The 12,321-nt window shown below is 71.6% G+C and carries 13 protein-coding genes and 1 pseudogene; 8 read left to right on the plus strand and 6 right to left on the minus strand.

Translation table 11 applies throughout. The features are described from left to right. Positions 1 to 122: 122 nt before the first annotated feature. The 4 genes from BLW04_RS23025 (at position 123) to BLW04_RS23040 (ending at position 2,689) form a co-directional block, all read left to right on the plus strand. On the plus strand, positions 123 to 1,343 hold the full coding sequence (locus BLW04_RS23025; RefSeq protein ID WP_217631221.1) for a threonine synthase: 1,221 nt from the start codon (positions 123 to 125) through the stop codon (positions 1,341 to 1,343). A 294-nt stretch (positions 1,344 to 1,637) separates the two neighbouring features. Then, on the plus strand, positions 1,638 to 1,901 hold the full coding sequence (locus BLW04_RS27805) for a helix-turn-helix domain-containing protein (protein ID WP_217631222.1): 264 nt from the start codon (positions 1,638 to 1,640) through the stop codon (positions 1,899 to 1,901). Positions 1,902 to 1,907: 6 nt separating this feature from the next. Continuing rightward, positions 1,908 to 2,183 (plus strand): RidA family protein, encoded by a 276-nt coding sequence (locus BLW04_RS23035; protein WP_091547818.1) that lies wholly within the window; start codon positions 1,908 to 1,910, stop codon positions 2,181 to 2,183. After that, entirely contained in the window at positions 2,183 to 2,689 is a 507-nt protein-coding gene (locus BLW04_RS23040) for an asparaginase domain-containing protein (RefSeq protein WP_091547819.1), read from the plus strand. The genes BLW04_RS23035 and BLW04_RS23040 overlap by 1 nt, the downstream gene beginning before the upstream one ends. Positions 2,690 to 2,743: 54 nt before the next feature. On the opposite strand, the gene BLW04_RS27810 is transcribed toward BLW04_RS23040, so the two are convergent. After that, on the minus strand, positions 2,744 to 3,040 hold the full coding sequence (locus BLW04_RS27810) for an ANTAR domain-containing protein (protein WP_217631223.1): 297 nt from the start codon (positions 3,038 to 3,040) through the stop codon (positions 2,744 to 2,746). 88 nt (positions 3,041 to 3,128) lie between these two features. Between BLW04_RS27810 and BLW04_RS23050 the strand changes: the two genes are divergently transcribed. Both BLW04_RS23050 and BLW04_RS23055 read left to right on the plus strand, forming a co-directional pair. Further along, positions 3,129 to 3,929, plus strand: coding sequence for an enoyl-CoA hydratase/isomerase family protein (locus BLW04_RS23050; RefSeq protein WP_091547820.1), 801 nt, complete (start codon positions 3,129 to 3,131; stop codon positions 3,927 to 3,929). Between the two features lie 20 nt (positions 3,930 to 3,949). Further along, the gene (locus BLW04_RS23055; RefSeq protein WP_091547821.1) at positions 3,950 to 4,321 is read left to right on the plus strand and encodes a hypothetical protein; all 372 of its coding nucleotides are present in this window, start codon (positions 3,950 to 3,952) and stop codon (positions 4,319 to 4,321) included. A 3-nt stretch (positions 4,322 to 4,324) separates the two neighbouring features. Here BLW04_RS23055 and BLW04_RS23060 read toward each other — a convergent pair whose 3' ends face one another. Then, positions 4,325 to 5,458 carry an MFS transporter gene (locus tag BLW04_RS23060; protein ID WP_254781903.1) on the minus strand — a complete coding sequence of 378 codons (1,134 nt, stop codon included), beginning with the start codon at positions 5,456 to 5,458 and terminating at the stop codon, positions 4,325 to 4,327. A gap of 87 nt (positions 5,459 to 5,545) precedes the next feature. On the opposite strand from BLW04_RS23060, the gene BLW04_RS23065 reads away from it, so the two are divergent. Then, complete coding sequence (locus tag BLW04_RS23065; RefSeq protein WP_091547823.1) at positions 5,546 to 6,088, plus strand: gluconokinase; 543 nt, start codon at positions 5,546 to 5,548, stop codon at positions 6,086 to 6,088. A 53-nt stretch (positions 6,089 to 6,141) separates the two neighbouring features. On the opposite strand, the gene pruA is transcribed toward BLW04_RS23065, so the two are convergent. The 3 genes from pruA to BLW04_RS23080 form a co-directional block, all read right to left on the minus strand. Further along, positions 6,142 to 7,785 (minus strand): L-glutamate gamma-semialdehyde dehydrogenase, encoded by a 1,644-nt coding sequence (pruA, locus tag BLW04_RS23070; protein ID WP_091547824.1) that lies wholly within the window; start codon positions 7,783 to 7,785, stop codon positions 6,142 to 6,144. A gap of 59 nt (positions 7,786 to 7,844) precedes the next feature. Next, on the minus strand, positions 7,845 to 8,777 hold the full coding sequence (locus BLW04_RS23075; protein ID WP_217631224.1) for a proline dehydrogenase family protein: 933 nt from the start codon (positions 8,775 to 8,777) through the stop codon (positions 7,845 to 7,847). A gap of 179 nt (positions 8,778 to 8,956) precedes the next feature. Continuing rightward, positions 8,957 to 10,585, minus strand: coding sequence for a phospholipase C (locus BLW04_RS23080; protein ID WP_217631225.1), 1,629 nt, complete (start codon positions 10,583 to 10,585; stop codon positions 8,957 to 8,959). 263 nt (positions 10,586 to 10,848) lie between these two features. Here BLW04_RS23080 and BLW04_RS23085 point away from each other — a divergent pair, with 263 nt between their 5' ends. Continuing rightward, positions 10,849 to 12,018, plus strand: a complete 1,170-nt coding sequence (locus BLW04_RS23085; RefSeq protein WP_091547826.1) for a PucR family transcriptional regulator — start codon at positions 10,849 to 10,851, stop codon at positions 12,016 to 12,018. Here BLW04_RS23085 and BLW04_RS23090 read toward each other — a convergent pair. Continuing rightward, positions 12,010 to 12,321: pseudogene (locus BLW04_RS23090) on the minus strand (ISAzo13 family transposase); the annotation flags it as partial. The gene BLW04_RS23085 and the pseudogene BLW04_RS23090 overlap by 9 nt on opposite strands.

Consider the following 12,321-nt stretch of genomic DNA (forward strand, 5'->3'; position numbering starts at 1 on the left):
AGCAATTCCGCCGCGTCAACGGCCACCTGCACCTGCCGGCGCTACGCACCGCCCTCGAGCAGGCCACCGCTGCAACTGTCGTACCCGCCGCGCATGATGGGCCCGTCAGCAACGCCGCCTAGTTGATCAACGGGCCGCTACCGAAGTTCCACGGAACTCGGGACATCCTCGTCCTCGCGCGTCATCCGAATTGTCCAGCGATAGTGTCCGCGAACGCCTGGCGAAAGGTCCCCATGGACACCTATCTGGATCCCCGTTCCGGTGAGAGCTACCCCTTCGACCCGCTGCGCTGGCGCAGCGACGACGGGGCGCCGCTGACGGTCGCTCCCCGCTCCGGCATCGGGCCGGCGGACATCGACACCTCGAAGCGCTCGTTGTGGCGCTACCGGGCAGCTCTGCCCGGCAACATCACCCACCCGGTGACCCTTGGCGAGGGATGCACCCCCCTCGTTCCGATGCGCTGGGGACACCAGGACGTGCGGTTCAAGCTGGAGTGGTTCAACCCCACCGGCAGCTTCAAGGACCGCGGCACCAGCGTCATGATGTCGGCCCTGGCCGAGGCAGGTGTCCAGGCGGTGATCGAGGACAGTTCAGGCAACGGCGGGTCCTCGGTCGCCGGGTATTGCGCCGCCGCCGGTGTCCGGGCCCGCATCCTCGTTCCTGAGGCAACGTCCCCGACCAAAGTCGTGCAGGCGCGCGCTTACGGCGCCGAGGTCGCGCTCGTGCCGGGTGACCGGGATGCCACAGGCGCGCAGGCTGTTCTCGAAGCTGCCACCACCTGCTACGCCAGCCACAACTGGCACCCGTTGTTCCTTCAGGGCATCAAGACCCTCGCCTACGAACTGTGGGAGGACCTCGGCTTCACTGCACCCGACGCGATCGTCACCGTGGCAGGTGCGGGCAGCATCGTGTCGGGATGTGATCTGGGATTCGGCGAGCTGCTCGCCGCTGGCCACATCGATCGCCTCCCGCGGCTGCTGGTCGCCCAGCCCGAACGGTGCGCTCCCATCCACGCTGCGTTCCAGGGCGAGACCGACACGGAGTTCGGGCCAACGATCGCTGAGGGCACCGCCATCAAGAGACCCATCCGGCTGCCGGAAGTCGTCGAGGCGATCCGGCGATCCGGCGGGGACACCGTCGCGATTCCTGAAGACGACATCATCGCCGCGACCCGCCGCCTGGCGGGCATCGGGCTGTACGCGGAGCCGACCTGCGCCTCGGCGGCGGCAGCGATCGACGTCTTCGCCGCCCGCGGCGCGATCCGTTCCGGTGAGACGACGGTGGTCGTGCTGACCGGGTCCGGCCTGAAGGCCGCCGCTGCCATGGGCAAGCTGTTCACGTGACCCCGGGAGAGCGGCTGATCCGTGAGGCCCGAGACAATCGTGGTCGCCTCGGGCGGATGTTCCCTGGCCTGTGCGCGGTCGTCATGCACGCGAGGACGATCTTTCCGGCCGAACAGTCGCCGATCCGGCGACCGAGCTCGGCGTCGCCCGCATCCAGGACCCCGACTGTCCCCACCCCTTCCCCGAAGGTCGCCCGCCAAGAGCGGCCTGCACAACCCGGTCCGCGCCGACGACCAGGAGCAGTCGCTGTCCGAGAGCCTGCGGGCCCGCACGGCCGAGGCACCCCGGGCCTTGGTGGAGGGGTACGCAGCCGCCCGTGGTCGGACGCCGCGCGGGATCGCGGCGAAGAAGCAGCTCGTCCGCCCCCTGCGCGACGATGGCTTCCTCGACGTCAGACATTCAGTTCCCTCGCTCACCGCCGTCCTCGGTGTCTCCCGCGCCTCCGTCTACAATCACGTGAAGAGGACGACCATGTCCGCTCCCCAGCGCTTCTCCGACGCCGAACACCCCTACAGCCTTCTGCGGGCCGCCGGCGACCTCGTCTTCATTTCCGGATAGCTCGGCGTGGCCTACGGACAGATCGTCGACGGCGGGATCGTGACCGAGACACGACAAGCCCTCACCAACCTCCACGCAGCGCTGGCCACCGCCGGGCTCGCATTCCCCGACATCGTCAAGATCACCGTCTACCTCGCCAGCATGACCGACCGGCTCGCCATGGACGACGTCTACATCGCCACACTGCCTGAGCCGCTCCCAGCCCCCACCTGCTTCGCCGTCGGCGAGCTGCCCTTCGGCGCCCGAGTGGAACTCGACGCCATCGCCTACAGGGCCAGTTGATGCGCATCCATGTGATCACCACAGGCGGCACGATCGACGTCGAATATTCCCTGCAGGGGGAGATGGTCACTGGTCCGCCCATGGTGGGGATGCTGCTCGGACGGGCGCGGACTGGACTGGACGTGACCATCGACCGCATCTGCCGCAAGGACAGCCGCGACCTCGACGACACCGATCGCAACCTCATCCGCCACCGGGTCGAGACCTCCGACGCCGAACGCATTCTCATCACCCACGGCACCGACTCCATGACGACCACCGCAGCACATTTGAACGGCATCACGGGGAAGGTCATCGTGCTCACCGGCGCCATGCAACCGGCCCGGATGACCGACAGTGACGCCGCTTTCAACGTGGGCCTGGCGATCGGGTCCCTGCAGACGCTGCCTCCTGGCGTCTACATCGCCATGAGCGGCAGGATCTTTGCAGCCGGGACGGCGACCAAGGACCGCAGTCTGGGACTGTTCATCCACAATGAGACCGCGTCGACGTCCTCGACACCCTGACCACCGCTCGCGCTGGGCACAGGTCCTCCGGCTCGTCCCGGCTAGGTCGCAGGCTCAGGTTCCATCGGTCGAGAGCACGGCCGGTGGGGCCGCACCGCCCTCGCCGTGGGCCCCACGGACGACCTCGATGGCGACGTCCCGCAGCTTCACGTTGCGCCGGCTGCTCACGTCCCGCAGCTGGTCGAACGCCTGCTCCTCGGTCAGCTGGTGACGTTTCATCAGGATGCCCATCGCCATGCCGATCTGCCGGCTCGACACCAGCGCGGTCTCCAGCTGGCGCACCTGGTCGGTTACAGCGGCCAGCTCGCGACGGCTCTGCGCCAGCTCCGCCGCCGCGTCGTCACTGACCACATGGTCACTTTACAATGTAAACGGAGTCGGGTGTCGAATGCGGCGGTGCCGGTCTGTGTTCGCGCCGGCGGCGAGGCAGGATCGCCCCATGAGCGAAGAGCCGGCACACCGCCACGAGTCCGGACTGGTCACCGAGACCCGCGGGCACGTCCGGGTGTTCACCCTGGACCGCCCCGAACGGCGCAACGCCCTGTCCGCGGCGCTGCAGACCGACCTGGTCGAGGAACTGCTGTCCTGCGCGGAGGACCCGCAGGTGCGGGCGGTCGTGCTGACCGGCAACGGTCCCGCCTTCTGCGCCGGGTTCGACCTCAAGGAGATCCGGGAGCTCGACCAGCAGGGCGGCCACTTCCGGCCGCCGATGGACCGGCCCGGCCGCAGCCTGTTCGAGGTGGTGAGCGAGACGTACGTCCCGATCGTCGCCGCGCTGACCGGACACGCCGTCGCCGGCGGCTTCGAGCTAGCCCTGGCCTGCGACATCCGGATCGCCGCCCCCGGCATCAAGCTCGGTCTCCCCGAGGCCACCATCGGCATGGGCGCCAACTACGGCTCGGTCGTGCTGCCCAAGCGGCTGCCGATGGGCATTGCCCTGGAGATGCTGCTGACCGGCGAGTACGTGACCAGCGAGGACGCCGCACGCTGGGGGCTGGTCAACCGGGTGGTGCCGGCCGAGGAGGTGCTCCCGGCCGCCCTTGCCCTCGCCGGGCGGATCGCTGCCAACGCCCCGCTGTCGGTCCGACGGATGAAGGAGACCGCCGTCAAGGCGCTGGACCTGCCGCTGGCCACCGCCCTGCGCCTGGACGTCGGCCCGAACCCGTACCTGTCCGAGGACCGCCGTGAGGGCATCGCCGCCCACCTGGAGAAGCGGTCGCCGCAGTGGTCCGGCCGGTGAACGCCAGGAACAGTGGAGGGGTGACCGCACCGTCCGAGTCCCCCGCCGACGCCGGCGCCCGCCTGGCCGCCCAGTACCTGCAGCTGCTCGAGGACGGCCGCACCAACGACGCCGAGGCCCTGCTGGCCGATCTGTCCGACGCCAGGGAGCTGGTGTTCGTCGGCGCGGGGTTCACCACGATGGCCCGCCGCACCGGGCGCACCCTGCCCACGGCGATGCGCGCGCAGGCCAGCACCCGGCAGGTGCTGCTCGGTCAACTGCGCGACGCCAACCGCCGGGACGTCGACGGCCTGCGCTCCTGGTTGCGTCAGGCCGCCCAGGAGGCCGTGACCGTCAACCGCCTCGCCGAGGCGGCCCGCCGCCGGCTGGGCGAGCAGTCCGCGACCGGCTGACAGTCAAGGGGACAGGAGCAGAGCCCGCGGCAACGTGACTGCCAACGGCAACGCCAGGGCGAGGCAGACGGCGACCAGCACGTAGGTCAGCGGCAGCCCCACCTCGGCGGCGACGGCGCCCACGGCCAGCGCGCCGATCGCCGTCCCGCTGTCGTAGCAGGCGTTCCAGACCGCGCTGACCGTGGACGTCTGACCCTCACCGGCCCGGGCCAGCGCGATCACCAGGGTGAGGTTCTGCACCGCGCCGTAGGCCACGCCAAGCCCCAGCACCCCGGCCAGCAGGGCGCCCGCACCGACTGTCCCCCCGGTGCGCAGGCCCAGCGCGACGAGCAGCATGCCGGCCACCCCGCTGGCCAACGTCGCGGGGAGCAGCACCCGGGCGCCCACCCGGTCGCTCAGCACGCCGGCCTGCCACCGGCACAACGCGCTGGCCAGCCCGAAGACCAGGAGCGCGGCCGCGGCCAGCGACCCGTCCGGCCGCTCGATCGGCAGGAAGGTGACGAGGCCGCCCCCGGCCAGCGTGACCACCAGCAGCACCAGCGAGGGCGCGGCCGCCGCCCACACCGCGGCCCGGGAGCCGCCCGGTGCGGCCTCCTCGGTCGGCGGTCCCAGCGCCCGGACCAGCCCGGGTACGAACCCCAGCGCCAGCAGGGTGGCCGCCGCCAGCCACGCCACCCAGGAGAAGTGCCCGGCCAGGGTCAGCGCCGTCCCCCCGGGCACCGCGGCCAGCGTGGGCAGGGCGATCGCCAGCCCATAGATGCCGATCGACTCCCCCCTCCGCTCCCGCGGCACGGCTTGCGCGGCGACCGTCGAGCCCAGCACGGTCAGCACGGCGAACCCGATCCCGCGGACGGCGGACACCGCGATCAGCCACCGGACGTCGTCCCCGAGGAGGTAGAGCGGAGCCGGCAGACCCAACGCCACCAGCCCGCCGGCCAGCACCGGCCCGATCCCCCAGCGGCGCACCATCGCCGGCACCGTGCCCTGCAGCAGCACGGTGACGACGAGGAACACCGTGGTCACCGAGCCGGCCGCGGTGAGGCCGGCGCCCGTGTCCGCCGCGTGGGCCGGCAGCGCCGATAGCAGCAGCGAGTAGCTCAGGAAGCCCAGCGCGTTGACCGCGAAGAGCGACCGCACCGCCGGCAACCGCCACAGGGAGCTGCGCTCGCCCGCCGTTGTCACACCTGACCCCCGTCGTCGTGGTCGCAGCCCTACGGTCAGGGCATGGAACCTGCACTCAGCATCCCGGCGACCACGACGATCGTCGTCATGGGGGTCTCCGGATCGGGGAAGACCAGCGTCGCCGTCGAGCTCGCCCGGCAGCTCGGCTGGGACTACATCGAGGGCGACGACCTGCACCCGGCCGCCAACGTGGCCAAGATGGCCGGCGGCCAGCCGCTGGACGACGAGGACCGGTGGCCGTGGCTGCAGGCGATCGCCGAAGTGGTCGGCGGGCACGAGGCGGCCGGGACGTCGATCATCGTCACCTGCTCGGCGCTCAAGCGCTCCTACCGGGAGCTGCTCCGCGACGGGCACCCCTCGGTCTGGTTCGCCCACGTGGACGTGCCCCGCGAGGTGCTGGCGCAGCGACTGGCCGCACGGCGGGGGCACTACATGCCACCGTCTCTGCTGGACAGCCAGCTGGCCACCCTCCAGCCGCTTGGCGACGACGAGCCGGGCGACTCCATCGCCGGCAACGGCCCTCTGGACCAGACCGTCGCCGTACTGTTCCGAGACCTGAGGGAAGAACGCTCCCTACGGAGTTGATCGTCGGCGAATGGCTGCCCGACACGCCGGTGCGCGCAGCCGCTCGCCGATGATCAACGAGACTCTTGGCCCTCACCCATGTGCGGGTACCGGTGGTCGGTCGCCGGGACGAACGTCTCTTTGATCGACCGGGTGCTGGTCCAGCGCAGCAGGTTCTGCGCGGCGCCGGCCTTGTCGTTGGTGCCCGAGCCACGGCCTCCACCGAAGGGCTGCTGGCCGACGACGGCGCCGGTGGGCTTGTCGTTGACGTAGAAGTTGCCGGCCGCGTGCCGCAGCATGTGCTGCGCGTGCGCGATCGCCGTCCGGTCCTGGGCGATGACCGCCCCGGTGAGCGCGTAGGGCGCCACCGACTCCATCTGCCGCAGCACGGTGTCGTAGTCGGCGTCGTCGTAGACGTGCACGGCCAACACCGGGCCGAAGTACTCGGTGGTGAAGACGTCATGCCCCGGGTCGGTGCCCTCGATGATCGTGGGCCGGACGAAGAAGCCCTCGCTGTCGTCGGCGGTGCCGCCGGCGACCACGGTGAGCGCGTCGTCGTCCTTCGCGGCGTCGAGCACCTTCGACAGCTTCCGGAAGGACTTCCCGTCGATGACCGCGCCCATGTAGTTCGAGAAGTCGGTGACGTCGCCCATCGGCAGCGACTCGGTGACGCCGATCAGGTCGTCCCGCATCCGGGTCCACAGGCTGCGCGGCACGTAGGCACGCGACGCCGCGGAGCACTTCTGCCCCTGGTACTCGAAGGAACCGCGGACCAGCGCCGTCCGCAGCACGTCGACGTCGGCGGAGGGGTGGGCGACGACGAAGTCCTTGCCGCCGGTCTCCCCGACCACCCGCGGGTACCCCCGGTAGTTGGCGATGTTCTCCCCGACCGTCCGCCACAGGTGCTGGAAGACCGGGGTGGAGCCGGTGAAGTGGATGCCTGCCAGGTCGCGGTCGGCCAGGACGACGTCGGAGACCGCGACGCCGTCGCCGGGCAGCATGTTGACCACGCCCGGGGGCAGGCCGGCGGCCTCGAGCAGCCGCATGAGGAAGTGCGCGGCGAGCTGTTGGGTCGGCGCCGGCTTCCAGATCACCGTGTTGCCCATCAGCGCCGGCGCGGTCGGCAGGTTGCCGGCGATCGCGGTGAAGTTGAACGGGGTAACGGCGTAGACCGGGCCCTCCAACGGCCGGTGGTCGACGCGGTTCCACACCCCCGGGGAGGACACCGGCTGCTCGGCGTACACCTGCCGGGCGAAGGACACGTTGTAGCGCCAGAAGTCGATCAGCTCGCAGGCCGCGTCGACCTCGGCCTGGTAGGCGGTCTTGGACTGGCCCAGCATCGTCGCGGCGTTGAGCGTCTGCCGCCACGGCCCGGCCAGCAGGTCGGCGGCCTTGAGGAACACCGCGGCCCGGTCGTCGAAGGACAGCTCGGCCCAGCCGGGGGCCGACTCCTTCGCGCACCGCAGCGCCTCGGTGGCGTCGGCGGCGGTGGAGTGCGCCGACGTGCCGAGCACCTGGGCGTGCCGGTGCGGAGCGACGACGTCGAAGGCCTCGCCGCCGGCCATCCGCTGCCGGCCGCCGAGGGTGGCGGTCAGCTCCACCGGCGAGGCGGCCAGTTCGGTCAGCCGCTGCTGCAGCGCGCTGCGCTCGGGCGAGCCGGGGGCGTAGTCGCGGACCGGCTCGTTGCGCGGTGCAGGGACCTGGGTGACGGCGTCCATGGATGGCTCCTCAGCGGTGGGACGGTCCGGCCAGAGTGGCCACTTCGGCCGGACCGGGGTCAGGACTTGGTGGCGAGCGAGCGAAGGAAGAACTGCAGGTTCGCGGGGCGCTCGGCCAGCCGGCGCATGAAGTAGCCGTACCAGTCGGCGCCGTAGGGCACGTAGGCGCGCACGGTGTGCCCGGCGCGGGCCAGCCGGACCTGCTCGCCCGGGCGGATGCCGTAGAGCAGCTGGAACTCGTAGCTGTCCGGGGTGCGGCCGGTCTCGACGACCAGCTCCAGCATCCGGGCGATCAGCGCCGGGTCGTGCGTGCCGGCCATCGGGTACCCGCCGCCGCGCACCAGGACCTCCAGGCAGCGGGCGTAGGCGGCGTCCACGGCGGCCTTCTCCTGGTGCGCGGCGGACGCCGGCTCCCGGTAGGCGCCCTTGACCAGCCGCACCCGCGAGCCGGGGACGGCGAGCGCGCGGGCGTCGTCCTCGGTGCGGTGCAGCATCGCCTGCAGCACCGCACCGGTGCCCGGGTGCGCGCGCCGGAGGTCGGCCAGGACGGCGAGGGTGGAGTCGACCGTCCGTGAGTCCTCCATGTCCAGGGTCACCGTGGTGCCCTGAGCGCTGGCCGCTTCGACGACCGGGCGGACCAGCTCCAGCGCGACGTCGTCCCCGCCGACCGGGAGCGCCTGGCCGAACGCGGACAGCTTCACCGACACCTCGGCGGCCCGGCCGAGCTGCAGCGGGGCCAGGCACTCGAGCAGCGCGAGGTAGGCGTCCCGGCCGCGGATGGCCTCGACGCGGTCGGTCACGTCCTCCCCCAGGTGGTCGAGGGTGACCGCGATGCCGTCTGCGGCCAGCGCGCGGACGGCGGCCAGCGCGTCGGGCAGGGTCTCCCCGGCGACGAACCGGTCGACGACGCGGCGGGTGACCGGCGTGCCGGTGACGACCCGGCGCATACCGGGACGGCGAGACGCGGCGAGCAGCGCCTTCTGGGTGAGCACGGGCACCTCCGGGTGGGCCTTGTCGGCTGCGGACGACGCTAGGCACGGCGCCACCGACACGCCACCGACAGATGTCCGGGATTGTGGGCGGGCCGTCATACAAATGACTGAGAGCACAACGCAGCGAGGTCCCCGGCCGCGACCGGCCGGGGACCTCGGTGAACCACGGGGAGGAGAGGTCAGCCGTGCCCGTGCCCGTGCCCGTGCCCGTGCCCGGCGCCCCGCGAGGCGACCGCACCGGTGAGCGGGTCCAGGAACAGCGGCTTCGCGGCCGGCTGGCTGAAGTCCAGCATGCCGTCGATCGGACCGGCCAGTGCGTCGAAGGAATTGTCGATCCGCGCACCGCCCAGCCAGTTGTCCTCGACGAAGCGCAGGATCGACGTCTGGTCGGTCAGCGTGCCGTCGACGGCGTTGACCTTGCTGAAGGGGGAGATGACCAGCAGCGGCAGCCGGGGACCGTAGCCGCAGCGCAGCTCCTCGCCACCGAGCTTCGGGCTCCCTGTGCTGCACTGCCCGTCGGCGGTCAATGCGTCGCGAGTGCTGTCGGAGTGGTTGACCACCGGCGCGAGCTGGTGGTCATACCAGCCGTCGGAGTCGTCGTAGGCGATGACGACCGCGGTGGACTTCCAGTCCTTGGACCGCTGGAGCTCGTTGAGCGTGTCGACCAGAAAGTGCTGCTCGTCCAGCGGGTCGGAGTAGCCGGCGTGCCCGTCCTCGGACTTCTTGGCCTTGAGAAAGCTCACCGCGGGCAGGCTCCCGGCGTCCAGCGCGCGGTCGAAGTCGGTCAGGTCGTATTGGTGGTTGGCCGGCCCGGCGTGACCGATCTCGGCGACCGACGCCGGTGGCGTGTGGTGCGGATTGGCCGTGGACGCGTAGTACTGGAACGGCTCGTGGTGGGCGCTGTAGTCCTGAGTCGTGGCCTCGCCAGGCGACGGCTGCTGGTCGGTGTACTTGCCGACCGGGGAGGCGGCTGCGCAGTCGGCGAAGCCGCCCTGGAACCAGCCCCAGGAGACGTGCTGCTCGTTGAGCAGGTCACCGACGTTCTTCCCGGTCAGCGCCGCGCGGTTGTACGTCGGATTGGAGCAGTCGTCGAACGCGCCGTCCGGGTCGTTGATGACTGTGCCGGTGCCGTCCACGCCGTCCTGGTTGGGCACCGCGTAGGCGTCCGTGGTGCGCGTGCCGCCCGGGGTGACCGCGTAGGCCCCCGCCGTCTCACCGGAGATGAGGTTGAGCGCGCCCGGCGTCGAGGGTCCGTAGGTGGTTCCGTAGGAATTGTCGTTCATCGCGAAGTGCTGCGCGTAGTTCCACAGCGCGGTGACGGTGTTGCCGTCGTAGTAGTCCATGACCGCGTAGTCCTCCGGCGTCGGGCCTGTGGTCGACCCGGTAACGCACTCGCCGCGGGTGAGCGGCTGACCGTCGGACTCGCGGTTCGTGTACTCGACGAACCGGTCCATCGCCCCGTGGTCGGCGGCCCGCTGTTCGGCGGTGTAGTCGTGGTCCTGGTCGCAGGTCAGCGCCTCGTCGTGTGCCAGCCGCTGCGGCTGGGTCTTGTTCGGATTGGCGGTCAGCAGGGTGCCGAGGAGCCCGTTGACGGTGGGCGTGTCCGGCGCAGCCTGGAACAGCGTGCCGTCGGTGTTCGCGGCGCGGGGATAGGTGCCGAAGTAGTGGTCGAAGGACACGTTCTCCTGGTAGATCACCACCAGGTGCTCAATTGGGGTGGCCGTGGCGTGGGTGCTCGGCCTGGCCGAGGCGGCCCCGGCCAGGCCGAGCACCCCGGCGACCAGGCCGGAGCAGCTCGCGGCTGCCACGGCGACACGCCGGCGCCGGGACGGCGAACCGGGGAAGAGTCGGGAATGGGTCACTGCAACCTCCTGCGCCAGGACGGTCGGTATGCCCCGGGCCTGGCTCCCCGGAGCCAGGCCACGGTTGCTGGTCGAGATGGCGTCCACCCTAGCGAACGGGGAACCAGAAGGTGAGCTAGCCAACTTTCCGGTGGTGCCCTCGGGCCGCCTCCGGCAACCGGCCGGTGCCCGCGCCGCTCCTACGATCGTGCGACGACGGAGGAGGCGGAGTGCGCGACGACCTGCAGGACCTGGTGGACGAGGTGTCCCGGCTGCTCGCCGCCCCGACGACGCTGGAGGACGCCGACTTCACCCTGCTGGCCTTCTGCGCGCACGAGGACGCCGCCGAGGGCACCGCGATGGACGCCGTCCGGGCCCGGTCGATCCTCGGCCGGGGCTCGACGCAGGAGACCCGCCGCCGGTTCGAGGAGCACGGCATCACCACCGCGACCGCGCCGCTGCGGGTGCCCGCCGACCCCGCGGCCGGCATCCTCACCCGGCTGTGTCTGCCGGTCCGCGCCGAGGGCCGCCTGTACGGCTACCTGTGGCTGCTGGACGGCGGCGGCACCGACGTGACCGACCCGGCCGCCCCCGGACTTGCCGACGCCGTGTCGCTGGCCGCCGAGGCGGGGCGGCTGCTGGCCGACAGCAGGCCGGCGGCCGACCTGGCCGGTGCGCTGCAGACCGTGCTGCAGGGGGACCCGCCCGAGCGGTCGGTCCGGGCGCTCACCGCCGCCCTCGGCGCAAACACCCCGCTGACGCTGGTCGCCCTGTGTCCGGCGTCCCCGGGACTGCCGGACGGTTGGTCCTCCCCGGGGGCGGGGGCGGTGACCGCGGTGCTTCCCGACGGGGTGGCGGTGCTGCTGCCGCTGAGCCAGGACGGCGACCCACGGCCGGCCGGGGCGCTCGCCGCCGCCGCGCTGGTCGGGCTCCCCGCGGGCAGTACCGCCGGCGTCGCCGCTGCCCGACGGGGTTGCGCCGCGCTGCCCGACCAGTGGCGCGAGGCCCGCACCGCAGCCCGGGTAGCAGCAGTGGCACCGGAACTCGCGCCGGTGGCGTCGTGGGCGGAGCTCGGCGCCTGGCGTCAGGTGGCCGAGCTCGCCGGCCCCGATCCGGCGCTGGCCCCCCTGCTGGCCGACCCGGTTCTCACCGAGACCGCCGGGATCTGGCTGGACTGCGCCGGGAGCCCGCAGCGGGCCGCCGCCCTGCTCCGCGTGCACCGGCAGACGCTGTACTACCGGCTGGGGCGGATCGCCGAGCTGACCGGGCTGGACCTCGCCGACGGGGCGGACCGGCTGCTGCTGCACCTCGGCGTCCGGGCTGCCCGGCTGGCCGTCGGGGCCCCCGGCGCCGACCGCGGGCAACACCTAAGAGCTTGGAAGGGAATTACATCAGTGTAATTCGTCGTCGATGGTTCGCGGTGTGATCGTGTAGTTCCACTCTGGGTGGAACGGATCGCCGTCGAGCCGGACGTCGGCGAGTTCGGCATCGGTGACCTTGATCTTGTCGGGATAGGAGCCCTCGTCCAGGCGGGCGTAGACCTTCAGCCCGGTGCGGGTGGTGGTCGAGGCGATCAGGTCGATGATCACCTGGCGGCTCTCCAGCGGTTTGCCGCGCCAGTTGATGGTGATAAAGCTGAACAGCCGATGTTCGATCTTGTTCCATTTGCTGGTGGCCGGGGGAAGGTGGCAGACGCGGACGGT

The sequence above is a fragment of the Modestobacter sp. DSM 44400 genome, from assembly GCF_900107175.1.
Taxonomy (GTDB): domain Bacteria; phylum Actinomycetota; class Actinomycetes; order Mycobacteriales; family Geodermatophilaceae; genus Modestobacter.

Excerpts from the sequence above, each read along its gene's own strand:
- BLW04_RS23050 (WP_091547820.1), top strand. The coding sequence starts at position 3,129 with ATGAGCGAAGAGCCGGCACACCGCCACGAGTCCGGACTGGTCACCGAG.
- BLW04_RS23065 (WP_091547823.1), top strand. The coding sequence starts at position 5,546 with ATGGAACCTGCACTCAGCATCCCGGCGACCACGACGATCGTCGTCATG.
- BLW04_RS23040 (WP_091547819.1), top strand. The coding sequence starts at position 2,183 with ATGCGCATCCATGTGATCACCACAGGCGGCACGATCGACGTCGAATAT.
- pruA (WP_091547824.1), bottom strand. The coding sequence starts at position 7,785 with ATGGACGCCGTCACCCAGGTCCCTGCACCGCGCAACGAGCCGGTCCGC.